Below are 18,052 nucleotides of genomic sequence, written 5' to 3'. Positions count from 1 at the left end.
GGAGTTCCACGCGCCGGGATGCCGGCTCCCCGCCCCGGGGCCGTCGGGCAACCGGATCCCCGGGCCCCCGATCCCCGGCACCGATCGCGGCCCAACCGGCCGCCCGAACCGTTTTCGCCACTCGCGGGCCCGGCGGGCGAGTTCCCGTGTGTAGCGCGAAATTTCCGGGGCATGCGACCTTCTAGCCGTCCGGGGCCACCCCCCCCCGCTCCGGACGCGGCGTCTTCGCCGGCGGCCCCATCCCCCCCGGGCCGCCGGCGAAGCCATGTCCGGGCGGCGAAGCCATGCCTGGCCGGAGGGGACCGGCAGGTCTTTCCCGACCGCCGGCCGAGTCCTCACCTGGCGGCCGGCTCGGCCGGCAGGTCGAAGACGTGCCGCGGGGAGATGATCTCGGTGATCGCCTGCCCGAACAGGGTGCTCGGTTCCTGGTGGCCGTGGTCGATGTCCGTGTTGAGGAGGACCACGACGGTGGTCCGGGTCGCCGGCAGGTAGATGGTCAGGGACTCGTAGCCGGGCAGTGAGCCGTTGTGGCCGATCCACCCCCGCACGTTGAAGATGCCCAGGCCGTAACCGGCGTCCGGGATCGTCGTCGCCGGGGTGACGAGCCGCTCCCGCTGCGCGGCGGGGCTGATCATCCGGTCGCCGTCGGGCAGTTGGCCGGTGGCGACGGTGCGCGCCCACACGCGCAGATCGTCCAGGGTCGAGATCATCGCTCCGGCCGCCCAGCCCCAGGAGGGGTTCCAGTCGGCCGAGTCCGCGACCTTTCCGTCGGCCGTCTGGTTCGTGTAACCCTGCGCGTGCGGCGCGGGGAACTCGTTCCCGGTCGGGAAGAGCGTGTCCTTCATGCCGGCGGGATCGAGGATGTGTTGCCTGATGTAGTCCCCGAGCGGCCGCCCGCTCTCCTTCTCAACGACCAGACCGAGCAGGATCAGATTGGTGTTGGAGTAGGAGAACTTCTTCCCCGGCTCGAAGAGCACCGGATGCCTGAAGGCGTAGTCGAGCAACTGCCGTGGTGTGAAGGGACGTTCGGGGTTCGACGTCAGCGCCTTGAAGAAGCCGTCGTCCTCCGAGTAGTTGAACAGCCCGCTGCGCATGCCGGCCAGTTCGCGCAGCGTGATCCGGTCGCCGTTCGGGACGCCGTCGATGTACTTGCCGATCGGATCGTCCAGGCCGGCCCTTCCCTGGTCCACCAGTTGCAGCAGCGCGGTCACGGTGAACGTCTTGGTCTCGCTGCCGATGCGCATGTACAGGTCGGACGCCATCCTCTGGCCGGTTGCCTTGTCGGCCACCCCGAACGAGCGGACGTAGTCCCGCTGTCCGGGTGACCAGATCCCCACGGTCACACCGGGGACGTTCGCCTCGCGCATCACCCGCTTTACGGACGCGTCGAGTTGGCGTGCCACGTCGGAGGTGAGGGGGCGCGGGTCCGACGCCGGGGGCGACGGGCCGGGCGACTCGGCGGCGAACGCGGCCGGTGCGGAGAGCGGGACGGCTCCCGCGCCGAGCGGTGCCAGTAGCGTCGCGGTCGTCGCGGCGGCCAGAACTCCCCTGCGCAGACGCGCGGATGGGTGCGACATGGGCGACTCCAAGCCGTGAGACGCGACCACGCGATGAGCGGGACGCCGGAGCCCCGACCTACCCAGCATAGGAGCGGCCGCCCCGCCACGCCCGTCGGACCGGATGCCCGCACACGGTACGGCGCGCAGACCGGCGCGCGCTCCTCGCGCGTCGCGCCCGGTCCGCTACGGCCCGCAGGGCGGCGTCAGGACGGCCAGGGTGCCGTTGGCCTGCCGGAGCGCTTCCTCGAGGGTGGCGGGGGAGTGCAGCGCGCCGCTGCCGTCGGGCGGCACGAGCCACTCGAGGAAGCGGGCCGGCCGGTACGGCGGTGGCACGGCGACCCAGGACCCCTTACCGCAGTGCCGCAGGCCGGCACCCACCCAGCCCCCGGACGGGTCCGGCGGCAGGAAGAAGCCCACCCGGCCCGCGGCGGTGTCCACCAGAGTCGGACCCGGTACCGGCAGCGTGGGCCGCCACAGCAGGTCCAGGGTGAGCAGCCCCAGCCGCTCCGGAACGCTCAGCACCTCCCAGAAGCGACCCGCCTCCAGCAGCGCGATGCCCTCACCGTGGTCCCACTCCCGTTTGCAGACGCGCGGGTCGGCCGCCGCCGCGGCCAGCCACTCCACGCCCCGCGTCCACATCGTGTTCGTCATGCACCGCTCCGGGTGTCCTCGCTCGCCGCTCCGGTCGCGGGGTACGGCCGCGGCCGGGCACTTCGTGTGCGACCGGGCAGTTCGTGCGTCCGCACAGCAACCCGGCATATGCATGCTCGTAGATACTTCTACGTGGCGGAAGGGGTGGCGGGGCCTGGCGTTTGAGTCGGTGCGTTCGAACACCGCTCACCCGTTCGTCATGGCGCGCGCCACGCCCCGACCGGGCCGCCGGGATCCCGGCGCGTCCCGCGCACGTCAGGCGGGCGGCGTGCCGGGGGCCAGGACCAGCATCGTGGCGTCGTCGCGGACCTCGTAGCGCAGCCCCAGCAGGTCCGTCCACACCGCGTCCGGCAGTTCGGTGGACGCCGTGCCGGTCATGGCGGCCAGCCGCTCGATCAGCGGATAGAAGGCGTCGGCGGGGTTGCGCGCCTCCCACACGCCGTCGGAGGCCAGGAACAGCCGGTCACCGGGGCCGAGCGGGACCGCGACCTCCTTCGGCGGACCGATGTCGGCCAGCCCGAGCCCGAAGGGTGCGCCGGGCGGGGCGGTCACCTCCCTGGCCTGCCCAGCGCGCAGCAGGACCGGCGCGGGATGCCCGCAGGCCACCACGCGCATCACACGCGCGTCGGGCGAGAACTCCAGCAGCACCCCGGTGGCGAACAGCTCCCCGTGCCGCACGGCCGCGGAGTCCAGTCCCAGCCTGCGGTCCATCCGCGCCGCCACCGACTCCAGGTCCGGCTGGTCGAGCGCCGCCTCCCGGAACGCGCCGAGCAGGGACACCACCGTCGCCATCGCCGACAGCCCGTGCCCCTGCACGTCTCCCATCACCGCCCGGACACCCCGCGGCCCCTCGCGCACGTCGAAGAAGTCGCCGCCCACCAGCGTGCCGTTCTGCGCGGCCCGGTAGAAGCCGGTGCACCCGATGCCCGCGACCCGCTCCGGCAGCGGTGGCATGACGGCCTGCTGCACCGCCTCCCCGATCGCCCGCTCCGTGTCCAGCTGGGCGTCGCGGCGACTGCGCACATAGGACACGAAAACGCTCAGGACCGCCACGAAGACGATGGTGAGCAGATCGGTGTTGCCGGGGCGGTTGAGATGGGTGGCGGGAAGGTGCAGCACCACCACCACGCCCACGCCCAGCACCGCGGTCGCCAACGGGCCGTAGGACAGGACCGCCAGCGGGGGGATCGCGCCCAGCAGGAAACCGAGATCACTCGCGTGCGGAGTGACCAGCGAGGCCGTGGTCACCGCCGCGAGCAGCAGGACGGGCAGCACCCTGACCCACCACGGTGGCGGCGCGCCCCGCAACCAGCCGCGGTCTTCCGGGTGCCTCCGCGACGCCGAGCCGCGCACCGATCCCACATCCCCACGCTACGCCGCCCACCAGGACCGGGCCTCCCGCCGGGCGCCGGGCGCCGGTGGAAAGGGGGCGGCGCCGGGCGCCACGGTCGGAGAGGCGCGCGCGGCGCCGGGCGCCGCCGTCGGAGAGGCGCGGCGCCGGACGGCCGGTCGAAAAGCGGTGGACGCCCGGGTCGCGGCCCGCATATGGTCGTCACGCACGCCCGAGACCGACGGAAGGAGGCGAGCGTCATGGCCACTGTCATCCCGCGCTCCCTCGTCCCCGTCGCCCGGGTGTGCCAGGCCTGACCGGGAGCGCTCCCCGCTGGACACAGCATGCACCCCGGAGGATCCGTGACCGATCCGGTCATCCGCGCGCTCGACGAGAGCAGCGCCCACCTGTTCGACACCATGCCCGACCCGCTGGGCTTTCGCGAGAAGCACCGGCAGACCCGTTACCGCCCCGACTGGCGGCGCGTCGCCCTGAGTGACGGCCGCGTCGTCGCCCGCGCCGCCTGGTGGGCGGGGCCCGAGGACCCCGAGCCGCTCGTGATCAACTGGTTCGACGTGGCCGAGGGTGAGGAGGAGGCCGGGGCCGAGCTGCTGCGCACCGCGCCCTGGCAGACCGACGAAGTCGAAATCGACGTGCCCGCCGGCTGGCGCGACGACCCGCGGCTGCGCCGAGCCGTCGACACCCGTGCGGCCGCCGCCAGTGCCGCGGGCTACACACCGCTGGTGGAGCGCTACCTCTACCGCTGGACGCCGCAGTGCGGGCTGCCGGAGCGGCCCGGACGCCTCGTGTTCCACCCCGAAGCGGACGACGCCGTCTTCCTCGGCCTGCTGCGCCGCATCCACTCGATCACCCTGGACGCCCACGCCCGCCGGGCGATCGAGCGGGGCGGCGTGGAGCTGGCCGCGCGCGAGGAACTCGACGTCTTCCACTGGATGCCCTCCCCGCGCACCTGGTGGCGGATCGCCCGCACCCCCGGGGGCGAGCCGGTCGGTATCCACATCCCGGCCCGCAACCCCTCCGGACCGTGCGTCGGCTTCATCGGTGTGGTGCCGGAGCAGCGAGGCCACGGCTACGCCTTCGATCTGCTCGCCGATTGCACCCACTTCCTGGCCGGGCACGGCGCCGAGTTCATCGCCGCCGCCACCGACCGCGGCAACTCGCCCATGGCCGCGCACTTCACCCGGGCCGGCTACCCGGTCGTACGGGAACGGATCAGCTACTGGGCCGACAGCGGCCGGTGACCCTCTGCCCGACCCGTCCGGCCCGTCCGATCCGTCCGGGCCGTCCGGCCGGGGCAGGCCGGACGGGCCGGGGACGGCCGGCTCGGTCGGGTCAGTCGCTGTGGTCCGGGCCGGCCGCCGCCAACCGGGCCTCCGCCATCGCCAGGATCTCCGTGACACGCAGACCGAACGCGGCGTCGCAGGCGTGCGGGCGGCCCGTGCGGGCGGCCGCCGCGAGGGCGTCGGCGGCACGCGAGAGCGCGGGTACGGCGCCCTCGGAGCTTCCCGGCAGGTGCGCCACCCCGGCCTCGCCCCTCAGCTCCACATCGGCACCGGCCGCCGCGGGCGGCGCCGTCAGACTGAGCGTGAGAGTGCTCGACGCGCCGGTGGTGTGGTCGAGGACCAGGTGGACGGTGTCCGCGGGCGCGTGTGCGGCAGCCACGATCTGCCGCACGTCGCCGAGCACCGGAAGCAGCACCGACAGGGCGTGCGGGCCGACGTCCCACAGCGCGCCCTTCTCCCGGCGCCACGGCGAGGCCGCGAACGGGCTGTCGGCCGTGAACACCGCTCCCAGCCATTGCGCCCGCGCGGTGAACCAGCCGGACTGCGCCGCCTGATCCTCGATCCAGGCCTCCGGCTCCTTCTGGAAGCGCGCGGTGAAGAACACCACCGAGGCCACTCCCGCGCGCTCCACCGCCTCCACGACGGCGCGCCCCTCGGCCACCGACACCGCCAGCGGCTTGTCCAGCAGCAGATGCCGCCCCGCCCGCGCCGCGCGGACCGCCAGTTCCGCCTGCACCGCCGGCGGCAGGGCCATTGCCACGGCGTCCACGTCGGCCAGCAGCGCGTCGACGTCGGCGTAGGCGGTGACGTCGTACTGCTCCGCGAGCCCGGTGGCCGCCTCCGGCCGGCGTCCCCACACTCCGGCGAAGTCGACGCCGGTGTTCCCGGCGAGGGCGGGTGCGTACGCCGCCCGGGCCCACGGGCCCGTCCCCAGCAGTCCGATGCGCATGTCGCGTTCCTTTCTCCGTGCCGTTCCCCGCGGCCTCAAGACGCCGGGCCGCGGCCATCCGTCCTCTACGTACGCTCGCCGTCCCCCGCCTCGGCGAGCCAGCCGGCGATGGTGGCGGCGATCGGCTGCCCCGTGTCCATCTCGACGAATCCGAACTGACCGGACTGGTTGCACTCCAGGAACCACCAGATGCCGTCGGCGTCCTCCGCGAAGTCGAAGGCGCCGTAGGCGAGTCCGGCGTCGCCGAGGTAGCGCCGCACGCTCTCGGCGACCCGCCGGGGCACGTCCGCGGGCAGCCAGGGCGAGACCGACGGGGCGAAGCGGACGTCCACGTCGTCCGGGTGCGCGTCCGGGGCGACGGGCTTGCGCGCGGCCAGCAGCGTGTCACCGACGGCGGTGAGCCGGATGTCGGCCCGCTTGGCGACCCGGCGCTGCAACAGCGTCGGACCGAAGGCCACCGCGGCGAAGTCGGCGTCCGGTGCGACCCGGCTGGTCGGCACCGCACGCGGCGGCTCCTGCGGATGCGCGCCGGAGACGGGTTTGACCACCAGGTCCGGGAAACGCTCCGCGAACTCCCGTGCCGCCTGCGGGAACGTCGTGATCAGCGTGGCGGGCACCGCCAGGCCGCCGAGCTGGGCGAGATGCAGTTGCCAGGGCTTGTGCCGGGCACGGCGGGCGGCGTCCGGGTGATTCATCCACCGCGCGTCCGTGGCGCGCAGCATGCCGTACAGGGCCTGGGCGGACTCCTCCGTCAGCCACGCCGACGGATGGGCGGCGCGGGCGGCCGCGTCCCCGGGCCTGCGGACCCAGATCGAGCGCACCGCGCTCATGCTCACCAGGCGTCCGCCGACGGACAGATGTCCACGGCAGGTGCCCCGGACGTATTCGCTGGACAGCGCCACCCCGTTGGTGAGATCGGCGGGATCGAACCGGACGACGGGCACGCCGGCCTCGTTCAGCCGGAGGACCACCATGTCCGCCGTCACGTCCTCGTTGCTGGTCAGGATGAGCACGGTCATCTTCGCGGGCCGGGGTTCAGTCGTCGAAGTGCGTCTTGGAACCGGCGGTCGACGTCGTCGTCCCGAGGGCTCTCAGGGTGGCGTGGTCGGTGGCGGCGATCCGTCCGTCGGGGAGGACGTTCAACTGCATTCCGGAGTCATACGCATACGGAGTGGTGACGTCCAACTGCACTGCTGGCCGCGCGTAGTTGAGCGTGAACGGTTGCATGATCTCTCCCTGATTCGGCTTTCACGTCCTTATACGAATCGAACGGGTGAATGGTTTCCTTACTCTGGGTGATCATTCCTCGGGCGACCGTCGCGGGAGTGCCGAGAGCCAGGGGACAACGAGACGTCGTTCCGCCGGGGCGGCGGGACAGCATGCCCGCATGGCACATGACGCCCGCGGCGCGGCCCGTCTGTGACTCGCCGCTCTTCCGGCCGAACCGGCCGTCCACGGCCCGCCGTCCCCACCGCGTCCATCGTCACGCGGTGCTCCCGGGCACGCCGCCGACGGCGACGGACCGGCGGTGTACGGACGGTGACGACGTGTCGGACATCACAGTCGCCGGCCACGGTGCCGCGCCGACTCTCCTCGGGGTCCGCGTCGCCATCGGCCGACCGTTCGTCTCGGGGAGATCCGGCAGGGCGTCAGATGGGACGACGGGCGCGCGGACGGCCCGCGCGTTCGGTGAGACGCGGCGGCGCCGGCCGCCGCGCGCGGGGGAGCGGGGTCATCCCCTCAGCGCGTCCCGGGCCGCCGTCAGGGCCTGTTCGGCGTACCCGCGGCCGAACAGCACGGCGTGCACCAGCAGCGGGAAGAGCTGATGCAGTCCGACGCGCTCGCGCCGGCCGTCGGCCGGCGGCGCCACCTCGTCGTAACCGGCGAGCACCCGGTCCCACTCGGGACACCCGAACAGCCGCAGCATGGCCAGGTCCGTCTCGCGGTGCCCGCCGTGCGCGGCCGGGTCGATGAGCCGGACCACGCCGTCGGCGCCCCACAGCACATTGCCGTTCCACAGGTCCCCGTGCAGCCGGGCGGGCGGCTCCGCGGGCCCCGCCAGCTCCGGCAGCCGCGCGCAGACCCGCTCGAACACGGCAGCCTCGGCCGCGCCGAGCGTCCCACGGTCGACCGCCGCACGCACGTACGGCAGTACCCGGTGCTCGGCGTACCAGCCGGGCCAGTCCCGCCCCGGCGCGTTGCGCATGGGGGCGAGGCCGATGAACGCGTCCGTGGGGCCGCCGGGCGGCGGTGACCCGAACCGGGGGGCACCGGCGGCGTGCACGGCGGCCAGCGCCCGGCCGAAGCGCAGCGCGGCCTCCTGGCCGGGCCGTCCGGTCGGCACGCGCTCGGTCACCATCCAGTGCTCGTCATGCCCGAGCACCGCCGGCACCACGACCGCGTCCGCCGCGGCCAGCCAGCGCAGTCCGGCGACCTCGGCGGCCACGGCCCCGGGAGCGTGTCCGCGCTTGACCATCACCGGTGTGCCGTCGTCCAGCGTCACCGCCGCGGGCCACCCGGACGCCGCGCGGGCGCCGCTGACCGGACGTCCGGTGAGCCGGTACGCCACCTGTCCTGGATCGTCGTCCCGCTCGGCCACGGCCTCAGGGTACGACCGCGACACAGCCCCACGACACGGCACTTCGACCGTTGCCACGACTCTTTTCGGCCAAACCCCGGCAGTTACTACCCGTGCTGATCCCATACGACTAGCGTGAGGGCGCCGCGACGCCACACCAGGGGCACTGGGCCCCGCCGGGACTTGCGTGCGGCGGAGGAACTTCTCCGTGACCACAGCATCCGTGCTGTTGGCCGACGTCTTCGAGGTCCAGCCCTACACCTCCCACTGCGAGATCATCTTCGGCGAGGGCGCGCACGCCGTGATCGGCGTGTCCCCGGGAAACAGCTACTTTTCCGCCCAACGCCTGCACGATCTCGCCCGCTGGGGACTGGACCACTTCGACAGGGTCGACTTCGTCTACACCGACCTGTACGTGGCCGAGATGTACGAGGCCTCCGGCTATCCACCCGACGAGGCCCGCCGCAAGGCCACCAAGAACCTGCGCGGGGTACGCGCCAAGGTGCGGGACGCGGTGTCCACGGCAGACCCGCGGGGACTGCGCCTGGACTGGCATCCGATGTCGGAATTCCGCACCAACCCCGCCTATCAGGAGATACACCGGGAGCTGACCTCGCGGCTGGCCTCCGACGGCGCCTTCCGGGCCGTCTGCGACGCGCTCGTGCACCGCTTCCTCGCCGCGCGCGGCGAACCGCCGACCGAGCGGCAGCGAGCGGTGTGCCTGGAGTACGTGTGCGCCGAGGCGCCGCTGTTCCTGGACACCCCCGCCATCCTCAAGGTCCCGTCCTCGCTCAACTGCTATCACCAACTGCTGCCGATGGCCGAGCTGTTGTACTCCCGCGGCGCGGGTCTGCGCGCCTCCCGCAACCAGGGACACGCCGTCGTCACCCCCGCCGCGCCGGAAGGAGCCGCGGCATGACCACTGCCCCCGAGCGCCGCATCGACCCCCCGCCCCTGCTCGACTTCCCGTTCTCCTGGAACGGCACCCGGGTGCCCGCCGAGATCGAGGGTCTGCGCGCCGCCACTCCCGTGCGACGCGTACGGACCATCGCGGGCGACGAGGCATGGCTGGTGTCGTCGTACGCGTTGTGCCGGCAGGTCCTCAAGGACGACCGCTTCTCCCTCAAGGACACCTCCGCGCCCGGCGTGCCCAGGCAGTACGCGCTCACGATCCCGCCCGAGGTCGTGAACAACATGGGCAACATCACCGGGGCCGGGCTGCGCCGCGCCGTGATGAAGGCGCTCAACCCCAAGGCGCCGGGTCTGGTCGACTGGATGCGTCGGGAGGCACACCGGCTGGTGGACCGGATGGTCGCCGACGGGCCGACCGCCGACCTGCGCGGGGCGTTCGCCGAGCCCTACTCGGCGGGCCTGCACTGCCGGCTCCTCGGCATCCCGCAGACCGAGGCCCCGGCCTTCCTGCGTGGCCTGGACATCGCCTTCATGAACTCCGCGTGCCCCGTCACCGGCGCCCGGATCAACTGGGACCGGGACATCACCCGGATGACGACCCTGCTGGACGCCCCGGACACCCGCGGCCTGATGGGCGAACTCGCGGCGCTGCGCGACGATCCCGGTCACGGGCAGCTGACCGACGAGATGCTCGCGACCGTCGGCGTCACCCTGTTCGGCGCCGGTGTCGTCTCCACCTCGGGCTTCCTCACCATGGCCCTGGTCCATCTGCTGACCCACCCGGACGTCCGCGACCTCCTCAGGGATCGGCCGGACCTGATCGGCCCCGGTGTCGAGGAACTGCTGCGGGTCAACCTCTCCATCGGTGACGCCCTGCCGCGCCTGGCCCTCGAGGACCTCCGGCTCGGGGAGGCCGAGGTGCGGCGGGGCGACCTCGTCCTGGTACTGGTCGAGGGCGCCAACCTGGACCCGGAGAAGTTCCCCGACCCGCACCGCTTCGACCCGCACCGCGACAACGCGGCGGACCACCTCTCCTTCGGCGAGGGCGCCCACTACTGTCCGGCCACCGGCCTCGGCAGGGCCCACGCCGGCATCGCCCTGGAGGTACTGCTCGACCGGATGCCGGACCTCGCGCTCGCCGTGCCCCCCGCCCAACTGGTCTGGCGCACCGGCTTCATGAAACGGATCCCGGAGCGGTTGCCGGTGACCTGGTAGCCCACGCCCCGTCCGCCTACCGGCGGCCCCACCCGGCATCCCGGGCGGGGCCGCCGTACGGCGTCGTGCCGTCAGCGTCCGGAGGGGTACCGCCCCCGGGTCAGCCCCACCGGGTTGCCGGGCGGCAGCAGCCCGGCGCCCTCGACGGCACGGGCCAGCGGCTCCAGCGCCGCGGCCAGGCGGTCGGTGCCGGCGTCGCCCAGCGTGGTCCACGGCCCCTCGGCGGCCGCGTCCGTCGCTTCCTCAACCCGCGCGCGCAGCGCCGCCCCGGCCGGGGTGAGCCGCCCGTCGTCCGTGAGTCGTCCCCGTGCGCGCTGCCGGGCCTCGGCCGCCGCCCAGGCGGCCCGGTCCCACTTCCGCGTCTCCCGGAGGAACGCCCCGTCCGACTCGCCGCCCGCCGCCTTCAGCACCATGGCGTCGACCGGTCCGAGCCCCAGGCTCACCAGCACCGCGACATGGCCGTCGCCCCGGTGCTCCCGCAGGGTCGTCAGGCCCTGCCACAGGCGCGCGGCAGGCTTCTCAGGGCGCTCCAGCGCCTGGTTGGCGGCGGCGAGCACCCGGCCGGTGGTGTCCGCGCCCGCCGCGGCCTGCCAGGCGAGGTCGGCGGCCTCGGCGAAACCGGCGGAGCCGACCACCCGCGGCCCGAACAGTCGTGTCATCGCCGCGTCCATGGCCTCCTGGCGCGCCGCCAGCACCTGCGCCGGAGTGGCGTAGGCCCAGGCGTCCGGCAGGGCGCGGGCCACCCGGTCGGGGTGGAAGACGTAGAAGGAACCGGTGACCACCGCCGGGGAGACCGGGCCGAGCGGGGCGGCCCGCAGGGCGAAGTACCCCATCCAGAAGCCGCGCATCCCGAGCGCGTCCGCGGCTCGGCGTGCCTCCGGCGCGAAGTACACGAGGTCGTGCACCGGCTCGTACAACTCCCACATGCCGCGTGCCGTTCCGTCCGCCACCGCTTCCTCCCACCGAGTCGGTCCACCGCGCCCCACGGCGACCCGCCCAGACTGCTTTATGACGGTGGTCATAGCAAGGGGTGGGCGGTCTCCGGCAGCCGCTTACCGCGACGGGCGGGGCGCGGCGCGGGGTGGCCGAGGGCGCGATGTCCATCTCCGCCGCGCCGTCCGATTGGGCCGGACGAGGGGGCGCGGAGGGGTTTCGCTGGGGCAGACGGGTGGTGCGGTGCCCCGGCTGGGCGGCTCGGATGGTGGGAGCCCGGGCCCTCGCTGACGGTGGTTCATGTCGAGGCCGGGTCTTTCCAGCTGATGAGGTATCCGCTGCCCGGTCACGGCGGAAGGACATCACTATGCGTTCTGCCCGCATGCTTGTGGCCACGGCGGCCGCCGGCGCTGCCATCGCCATCGCCTCGTCGGGCGCCGCGCTCGCCTCCCAGGGGGGCGACGACGGGGGCCGTGACGACTCCTCCTACAGCCGGAACCAAGGCTCCGACGACGAACAGGGTTCCGGCGGAGACCGGGACAAAGGATCCGGTGGAGACCGCGACCAGGGATCCGGCGGAGACCGGGAGAAGGGCTCCGGCGGGGGCCACGACAAGGATTACGGCAAGGAGCGCGACGACGACGGCGGACGCGACGAGCCGCGCGGCGGAATGCACACGGGTGGCGGAGCCCTCGCCACGGTGGTGCGCGGCAGCGACTGGGGATCGGGCTCCGACTCGGGCGGCGGCGACAGCCGGTTCGACCCCGAGAGCTACAAGGACAAGGGTGGCGACGGCGGGGGTGGCGGCGGCAAGGGTGGCAAGGGCGGCGGCAAGGGCGGTGACGACGGCGACGGCGGCGGTGGCGGTGGTGGCGGGGGCAAGGGCGACTGGGGCGACGACAGCGAGAAGCCGCGCGGCGGCATGCACACCGGTGGCGGCGCGCTCGCCACTCCCGGGGTCACCGCGGGCGGACTGGCCGTGCTCGCCGTAGGCGCCAGTGGTGCCTACGCGCTGCGCCGCAAGAAGGCGGGAGCGCCGGCGTCCTGACGAGGCGCCACGTCCCAGGGGCAGCGGGCGCCGTCGGCTCGACCATCGTGTCGGCGGCCCGCGCCCCCGGCGGAACCGCCCGCGCGTCGCGCCCACCGGTTCCGGCCACCCGCCCCCGCTCCGCCCCCCCGCGCTGCCGTGCCCGAGTGAGGTGATGCCCGATGGCAGCAGAACCGTCCTCCCCGGCCCCCGTCGGACCGGACGAGCCGAATTCCGCCCGCGGCGGACGCATGGCCCTGTGGGGCGTGGCCCTCGCCGCCCTCGCCGTCAGCGTCCTCGGCGGCCATCAGGAGTCCGGTGACGCCAAGGCGGCACCCCGGACCCCGGTCGTCGGCACGGCCGTCCCGGCGGACCCGGCGGATCCGGACCAACCCGACACCGGCCTGCCCCGCTCCGTGCCCATCCGGCTGCTGATCCCGAAGATCGGGGTGGACGCCCCGTTCACCCCCCTGGACCTCGCCGCCACGGGACAGCTCGAACCCCCGCCGGCGGCCAACACCAACCTCGTGGGCTGGTACGCCAAGGGCGCCACACCCGGTGAGCAGGGCACCGCCATCATCGCCGGACACGTCGACACGACGACCTCCGCCGCCGTCTTCGCCAACCTCGACTCGCTCGAGCCCGGCGACGAGTTCTCCGTCGACCGCGCCGACGGGCGCCAGACACGGTTCGTCGTCGACGACACGGAGACCTACGCGAAGGACGACTTCCCGAGCAAGCGCGTGTACGCGGACGTGTCGCGCCCCGAGGTCCGGCTGATCACCTGCGCCGGGGACTACGACCGCACGGTGCGGGACTACACCGACAACCTGGTGGTCTTCGCCCATCTGGTGTGACCGCCCGGGTACGGCTCGTACGGGGTTACGGCTCGGACCGGGTTACGGCTCGGACGGGTTCACGGCGGCTCAGCCGGCCTGGTCCGCGAAGGGGCCGCCGGCGGTGAAGGCCAGCGACGCGAACCGTTCACCGATCAGCCGGTGCGCGGCCGCGTCCGGGTGGAGGTCGTCGGGCAGCGGAAGCTCGCGGGAGTCGGCCGCGCCGTACAGCTCACGGCCGTCGAGGTAGTGCAGCCCGGGATCGTCGGCCGCCCGCTCGCGCACGATCCGGGCGAGCTCCGCGCGGATGACGCCGAGGGTGAGCTTCCCGGCCGCCGTGTCCGCCGGGTCCCCCGTGGCGCGAAAGCGCAACCGGCCCTGGCTCAGGGCGGAGAAGTCCGGGGCGCTGGGCCCCGGGGTGTCCTCGTGGATGGGGCACAGGATCGGCGAGATGACGAGCAGCGGGGCGTCGGGGTGCCCCTCGCGGACGGTGTCGAGGAAGCCGTGGACGGCGGGGCCGAAGGCGCGCAGACGCATCAGATCGGCGTTGACCACGTTGATGCCGAGCTTGACGCTGATCAGGTCGGCGGGGGTGTCGCGCAGCGTGCGGGCGGTGAACGGGTCGAGCAGCGCGCTGCCGCTCAGCCCCAGGTTGATCAGCTCCACCCCGCCCAGTGCGGCGGCGCGGGCCGGCCAGGTGGTGGTGGGGCTCGCGGCGTCGGAGCCGTGACTGATCGAACTGCCGTGATGCAGCCACACCTTCCGGCCCCGGTCCGGCGCGGGCTCCACGGGCGCGTCGGCGCGCAGCGCCACGAGTTCGGTCGTCTCGTTGTGCGGCAGCCAGATCTCCACGTCCTTGACGGTGTCCGGCAGACCCGCGAACCGTACGGTGCCGACCGGGCCGGGCCGGTGTTCGACGGAACCGGTGCGCAGGTCTATGGAGAGGGTGTTGCCGCCGTCGACCACACCGCTGCCGGCGGGAAGCCCGTCCACGAGGAGGTCGTAGACGCCGTCCGGGCGGGACGGCGCGCCGACGTAGACCCGTTTCGTCGCCAGGGTGTCCAGCTCGATGGTGGTCGCGCGGGTGCGGAACGCCAGCCGTACACCGGCGGGCTGGGACTCGGCCAGTGCCAGCTGGGGATCGGCGCACTGGGCGCGGGCCCGGGCGGGCAGCCGGTGCGGCAGCAGGCCGTGGGCGGTGCGTTCCAGGTCGAGGGCGCCGCGGATCAGCTCGGGGGTGAGGGCAATGGTGTGCGGGGCGGGGTGCGTCACGGGGCTCAGGCCTCCGGTAGGTCGGGGGAGTCGGTGCCGGCCGGGTCCGGCCAGCTGCGCAGCAGGGCGTCGAGGGCCTCCAGCACGCGGGTCCAGGACGCCTGGGAGTCGGGTGCGCTGTGGCTGAAGCCGCCGGCCGCCTCCAGGCTCACGTAGCCGTGGAAGACGCTGCCGAGGAGACGGACCGCGTGGGTCTCGTCGGGCCCGGACAGGTCGTAGCCGCGCAGGATCGCCCGGGTCAGCTGAGCGTGCCGGCCGCCCGCGCTCGCGGCCGCCGTGGCGGGGTCCAGCGGGTGGCGGGCCGCCGCGTAGCGCCCGGGATGCTCGCGGGCGTAGTCGCGGTAGACGTTCGCGAAGGCGGTCAGGGCGTCCGTGCCGGCCCGCCCGGCGAGCGCCTCGGCGGCACGGTCGGCCATCTCCTCCAGCGCGAGCAGCGCGATGCGGGTCTTCAGGTCCTTCGAGCTCCTCAGGTGCGAGTACAGGCTCGCGACCTTGACGTCGAACCGCCGGGCCAGCGCCGACACCGTCACCTGGTCGAAGCCGACCTCGTCCGCCAGCTCGGCACCGGCACGCACCAGCCGGTCGGTGGTGAGTCCCACGCGAACCATTGGCTTCCTCCTCATCGCCGTACGCCATTATGTATTTGCCTAAAGGGTTTAGGCAAATATCCTTGGCCACCCCGGCTGCTTCGAGGGAGCCCGCCCCGGGAGGAAGCGGTAGTAATCGGCTCGCGCTCCCCGCGGTCCGCGTCCTAATCTGCGCGCCATGGCCAAAGCACCCGTTCTCACGCCCCGCGCGGACGACTTCCCGCGCTGGTACCAGGATTTGATCGGCAAGGCCGGACTGGCCGACAACGGGCCGGTGCGGGGCACCATGGTCATCCGACCGTACGGCTACGGCCTGTGGGAGCGGATGCAGCAGGAGATGGACGCCCGAATCAAGGAGGCGGGCGCCGAGAACGCCTACTTCCCGCTGTTCATCCCGCAGTCGTACCTGACCCGGGAGGCCGAGCACGTCGAGGGGTTCGCGCCCGAGCTGGCCGTCGTCACCCACGCGGGCGGCAAGGAGCTGGAGGAGCCCGTCGTGGTCCGGCCCACCTCCGAGACGATCGTCAACGACTACTTCGCCAAGTGGGTGCAGAGCTACCGCGACCTGCCCCTGCTCATCAACCAGTGGGCCAACGTGGTGCGCTGGGAGCTGCGCCCGCGCGTGTTCCTGCGGACGACCGAGTTCCTGTGGCAGGAGGGCCACACCGCGCACGCCACCTATGAGGAGGCCCGGGCGTACGCGGCCCACATCCACCGGAACGTGTACGCCGACTTCATGGAGAACGTCCTCGCCATGGACGTCGTCGCGGGGCGCAAGACGGCCCGGGAGCGGTTCGCCGGCGCGATCAACACGCTCACCCTCGAAGGCATGATGGGCGACGGCAAGGCCCTGCAGCTGGGCACCAGCCATGAGCTGGGCCAGAACTTCGCCAAGGCCTTCCACACGCGGTACCTGTCGAGGGACGGCCGCCAGGAGTACGTCTGGCAGACGTCCTGGGGCTCCACCACCCGGATGATCGGCGCGCTGGTGATGACGCACGGCGACGACGACGGCCTGCGCGTGCCGCCGCGCTTGGCGCCCGTCCAGGCGGTGGTCGTCGCGGTCAAGGACGACGACGCCGTGCTGGCCGAGGTGCGCGAGATCGCCGAGCGGCTGCGGGCGGCAGGCGTACGCGTCCGTGTCGACAACCGCGCGGACGTGCCGTTCGGGCGGCGGGCGGTCGACTGGGAACTCAAGGGCGTGCCCGTGCGCATCGAGGTGGGACCGCGCGATCTGGAGAACGGCACCGCCGTACTGGTCCGCCGCATCCCCGGCAGCAGGCGGCCGGCCGGGGTCGGGGAGCTGTCCGCGCTTGTGCCCGCGGCCCTGGAGGAGGACCAGGCGCTGCTGCTGGCGCAGTCACGTCGGCGCCGCGAGAGCCGTACCGCCGAGGTCGCCACGATCGAGGAGGCCGTCGAGGCCGCGAACACCGGCTGGGCGCGGATCCCCTGGGCAGCCCTGGGCCCACGGGGCGAGGCCGGACTCGCCGAGCGGGGCGTCTCCGTGCGGTGCCTGGTCGGCGAGGACGGTTCGGTGCCCGAGGGCGACGAGCGGCCGGGCACCGTCGCGATCGTGGCGCGCGCCTACTGACATCCCGCCCGGCCGGTGTCGTGGGGGGTGGCGGAGCCGTGGCTTGTGGGGGTGGGGCGTCTTCGTGCGGTGCCTGGTCGGCGAGGACGGTTCGGTGCCCGAGGGGGACGAGCGGCCGGGCACCGTCGCGATCGTGGCGCGCGCCTACTGACATCCCGCCCGGCCGGTGTCGTGCGGGGACGGCGCAGTCGTGGCTTGTGCGGGTGGGGGCACAATGGAACGCTTCGGTCCGCCGGCCGCCACCACGGGCGGTGGTGGCCGCGAGCACCAGGGCCCCCGCGCGGCGCGCGCTCGCGGGACACGACGGGGAGTGGACGGATGGAGCTGGAGCTTCGGCATCTGCGGGTGCTGTGCGCGATCGCCGACGCGGGCAGCGTGGGCCGCGCCGCCGCACAGCTCGGCTACTCGCAGCCCGCCGTCAGCACCCAGCTGCGGCGCATCGAACGCCACCTGGGCGAACCGCTCTTCGAACGCGGCACCGGCGGGGCGCGTCCGACCCGCTACGGCGCCGAGGTGGTCGCCCAGGCCCGTGACGTCCTCGCCCGGGCCGACGCCATCGGCCACCGACCGGCCCCCGAGCGGCCGGGCCGCACCCTGCGCGTGGCCGCGACCAACTCGCCCATGCTCTCCGGCACGCTCTCCCGGGTGCGGACCCGGCTGCCGGAGTTGTCCCTCGCGGTCAACAGCGTCTACGCCTCCTCGCGCATCGTGGAACTCCTGGAGGACGGCGCCGCGGACATCGCCATCGCCGCCGACTACCCGGGCATGGAGCTGCGCCATTCGAGCGCCCTGCGACACCGCGGGATCGTCACCGAGCCGACGTTCGTCGCCCTGCCCGCCCGGCACCGCCTGCGGCAGTGCGCTCAGATCCAGCTAGCCGAGCTGGCGCAGGACGCGTGGTTCGTGACCCCGGACGACGGGGCGGGCTGGCCGGGGGTGTTCTACGACGCCTGCGCGGCGGCCGGCTTCACCCCGGACACCGTGCACGAGTTCCTCGGCGACCAGAGCCAGCTGCAGAGCATGATCGCCGACGGTCTCGGCGTGTCGCTCGTACAGCCGACGCTGCGGCCCATTCCGCATGTGACGGTCAAACCTCTGGTCGGCTCCCCGCTGTGGTGCCGCTACGTCCTCGCCTGGCGGCCCGACGCCGTCACCGACGACGTGGTGGAGACGGTGAGCCAGTCCGCCATGGCCGCCTACCGCGACCTCGTCGCCCAGGCCCCCCACCTGCGGGCGTGGGCCTCCCGGACCTGGAGCGTGGCAGGGTCGTAGCGGCACCCGCACGGCTGTCCGCGCGCCGCGATGTTA

Annotated in this window: 17 protein-coding genes; 7 read left to right on the top strand and 10 right to left on the bottom strand. The window is 73.7% G+C overall.

Translation table 11 applies throughout. From position 1 onward, the window contains the following. Window positions 1–335 precede the first annotated feature (335 nt). The 3 genes from ACIBA9_RS29335 to ACIBA9_RS29325 form a co-directional block, all read right to left on the bottom strand. Window positions 336–1,577 carry a serine hydrolase domain-containing protein gene (locus tag ACIBA9_RS29335; RefSeq protein ID WP_399367643.1) on the bottom strand — a complete coding sequence of 414 codons (1,242 nt, stop codon included), beginning with the start codon at window positions 1,575–1,577 and terminating at the stop codon, window positions 336–338. 165 nt (window positions 1,578–1,742) lie between these two features. Next, window positions 1,743–2,210, bottom strand: a complete 468-nt coding sequence (locus tag ACIBA9_RS29330) for a hypothetical protein (protein ID WP_399367641.1) — start codon at window positions 2,208–2,210, stop codon at window positions 1,743–1,745. A gap of 255 nt (window positions 2,211–2,465) precedes the next feature. Next, the gene (locus tag ACIBA9_RS29325; protein ID WP_399367639.1) at window positions 2,466–3,572 is read right to left on the bottom strand and encodes a PP2C family protein-serine/threonine phosphatase; all 1,107 of its coding nucleotides are present in this window, start codon (window positions 3,570–3,572) and stop codon (window positions 2,466–2,468) included. A gap of 330 nt (window positions 3,573–3,902) precedes the next feature. On the opposite strand from ACIBA9_RS29325, the gene ACIBA9_RS29320 reads away from it, so the two are divergent. Beyond that, on the top strand, window positions 3,903–4,802 hold the full coding sequence (locus tag ACIBA9_RS29320) for a GNAT family N-acetyltransferase (RefSeq protein WP_399367637.1): 900 nt from the start codon (window positions 3,903–3,905) through the stop codon (window positions 4,800–4,802). Between the two features lie 91 nt (window positions 4,803–4,893). Here ACIBA9_RS29320 and ACIBA9_RS29315 read toward each other — a convergent pair whose 3' ends face one another. The 4 genes from ACIBA9_RS29315 to ACIBA9_RS29300 all read right to left on the bottom strand — a co-directional run bounded on the left by ACIBA9_RS29315 (window position 4,894) and on the right by ACIBA9_RS29300 (window position 8,392). Next, a complete protein-coding gene (locus ACIBA9_RS29315; RefSeq protein WP_399367635.1) occupies window positions 4,894–5,793 on the bottom strand; it encodes a Gfo/Idh/MocA family protein in 900 nt (299 codons plus the stop codon). A 65-nt stretch (window positions 5,794–5,858) separates the two neighbouring features. Continuing rightward, window positions 5,859–6,812 carry an ATP-grasp ribosomal peptide maturase gene (gene tgmB, locus ACIBA9_RS29310; protein WP_399367633.1) on the bottom strand — a complete coding sequence of 318 codons (954 nt, stop codon included), beginning with the start codon at window positions 6,810–6,812 and terminating at the stop codon, window positions 5,859–5,861. A 16-nt stretch (window positions 6,813–6,828) separates the two neighbouring features. Beyond that, window positions 6,829–7,020, bottom strand: a complete 192-nt coding sequence (gene tgmA, locus ACIBA9_RS29305) for a putative ATP-grasp-modified RiPP (RefSeq protein WP_362164406.1) — start codon at window positions 7,018–7,020, stop codon at window positions 6,829–6,831. A gap of 505 nt (window positions 7,021–7,525) precedes the next feature. Then, complete coding sequence (locus tag ACIBA9_RS29300; protein WP_399367630.1) at window positions 7,526–8,392, bottom strand: fructosamine kinase family protein; 867 nt, start codon at window positions 8,390–8,392, stop codon at window positions 7,526–7,528. A gap of 187 nt (window positions 8,393–8,579) precedes the next feature. Here ACIBA9_RS29300 and ACIBA9_RS29295 point away from each other — a divergent pair, with 187 nt between their 5' ends. Then, window positions 8,580–9,290: a tRNA-dependent cyclodipeptide synthase gene (locus ACIBA9_RS29295; protein ID WP_393899758.1), complete on the top strand. Its 711-nt coding sequence runs from the start codon at window positions 8,580–8,582 to the stop codon at window positions 9,288–9,290. After that, complete coding sequence (locus ACIBA9_RS29290; protein WP_399367628.1) at window positions 9,287–10,498, top strand: cytochrome P450; 1,212 nt, start codon at window positions 9,287–9,289, stop codon at window positions 10,496–10,498. Before ACIBA9_RS29295 ends, ACIBA9_RS29290 begins: the two co-directional genes overlap by 4 nt. Window positions 10,499–10,569: 71 nt before the next feature. Here the strand turns inward: ACIBA9_RS29290 and ACIBA9_RS29285 are convergent, their stop codons facing one another. Further along, a complete protein-coding gene (locus tag ACIBA9_RS29285; protein WP_399367626.1) occupies window positions 10,570–11,448 on the bottom strand; it encodes a hypothetical protein in 879 nt (292 codons plus the stop codon). A 350-nt stretch (window positions 11,449–11,798) separates the two neighbouring features. On the opposite strand from ACIBA9_RS29285, the gene ACIBA9_RS29280 reads away from it, so the two are divergent. Together ACIBA9_RS29280 and ACIBA9_RS29275 are read left to right on the top strand one after the other, a co-directional pair. After that, complete coding sequence (locus ACIBA9_RS29280) at window positions 11,799–12,479, top strand: hypothetical protein (RefSeq protein WP_399367624.1); 681 nt, start codon at window positions 11,799–11,801, stop codon at window positions 12,477–12,479. Window positions 12,480–12,640: 161 nt separating this feature from the next. Beyond that, window positions 12,641–13,315 (top strand): class F sortase, encoded by a 675-nt coding sequence (locus ACIBA9_RS29275; RefSeq protein WP_399367622.1) that lies wholly within the window; start codon window positions 12,641–12,643, stop codon window positions 13,313–13,315. A 69-nt stretch (window positions 13,316–13,384) separates the two neighbouring features. Here ACIBA9_RS29275 and ACIBA9_RS29270 read toward each other — a convergent pair whose 3' ends face one another. Together ACIBA9_RS29270 and ACIBA9_RS29265 are read right to left on the bottom strand one after the other, a co-directional pair. After that, window positions 13,385–14,566, bottom strand: a complete 1,182-nt coding sequence (locus tag ACIBA9_RS29270) for a GDSL-type esterase/lipase family protein (protein WP_399367620.1) — start codon at window positions 14,564–14,566, stop codon at window positions 13,385–13,387. A gap of 5 nt (window positions 14,567–14,571) precedes the next feature. After that, window positions 14,572–15,174, bottom strand: coding sequence for a TetR/AcrR family transcriptional regulator (locus ACIBA9_RS29265; protein WP_399367618.1), 603 nt, complete (start codon window positions 15,172–15,174; stop codon window positions 14,572–14,574). 157 nt (window positions 15,175–15,331) lie between these two features. Between ACIBA9_RS29265 and proS the strand changes: the two genes are divergently transcribed. Together proS and ACIBA9_RS29255 are read left to right on the top strand one after the other, a co-directional pair. Next, a complete protein-coding gene (proS, locus tag ACIBA9_RS29260; RefSeq protein ID WP_399367616.1) occupies window positions 15,332–16,744 on the top strand; it encodes a proline--tRNA ligase in 1,413 nt (470 codons plus the stop codon). A 318-nt stretch (window positions 16,745–17,062) separates the two neighbouring features. Next, the gene (locus ACIBA9_RS29255) at window positions 17,063–18,016 is read left to right on the top strand and encodes a LysR family transcriptional regulator (protein WP_362164423.1); all 954 of its coding nucleotides are present in this window, start codon (window positions 17,063–17,065) and stop codon (window positions 18,014–18,016) included. The last annotated feature ends 36 nt before the right edge of the window (window positions 18,017–18,052 follow it).

This window comes from Streptomyces sp. NPDC051452, assembly GCF_044454765.1.
Lineage (GTDB): Bacteria > Actinomycetota > Actinomycetes > Streptomycetales > Streptomycetaceae > Streptomyces.
Note: the sequence above shows the minus strand (reverse complement) of the source record. Positions and strands in the feature narration are given on the sequence as shown.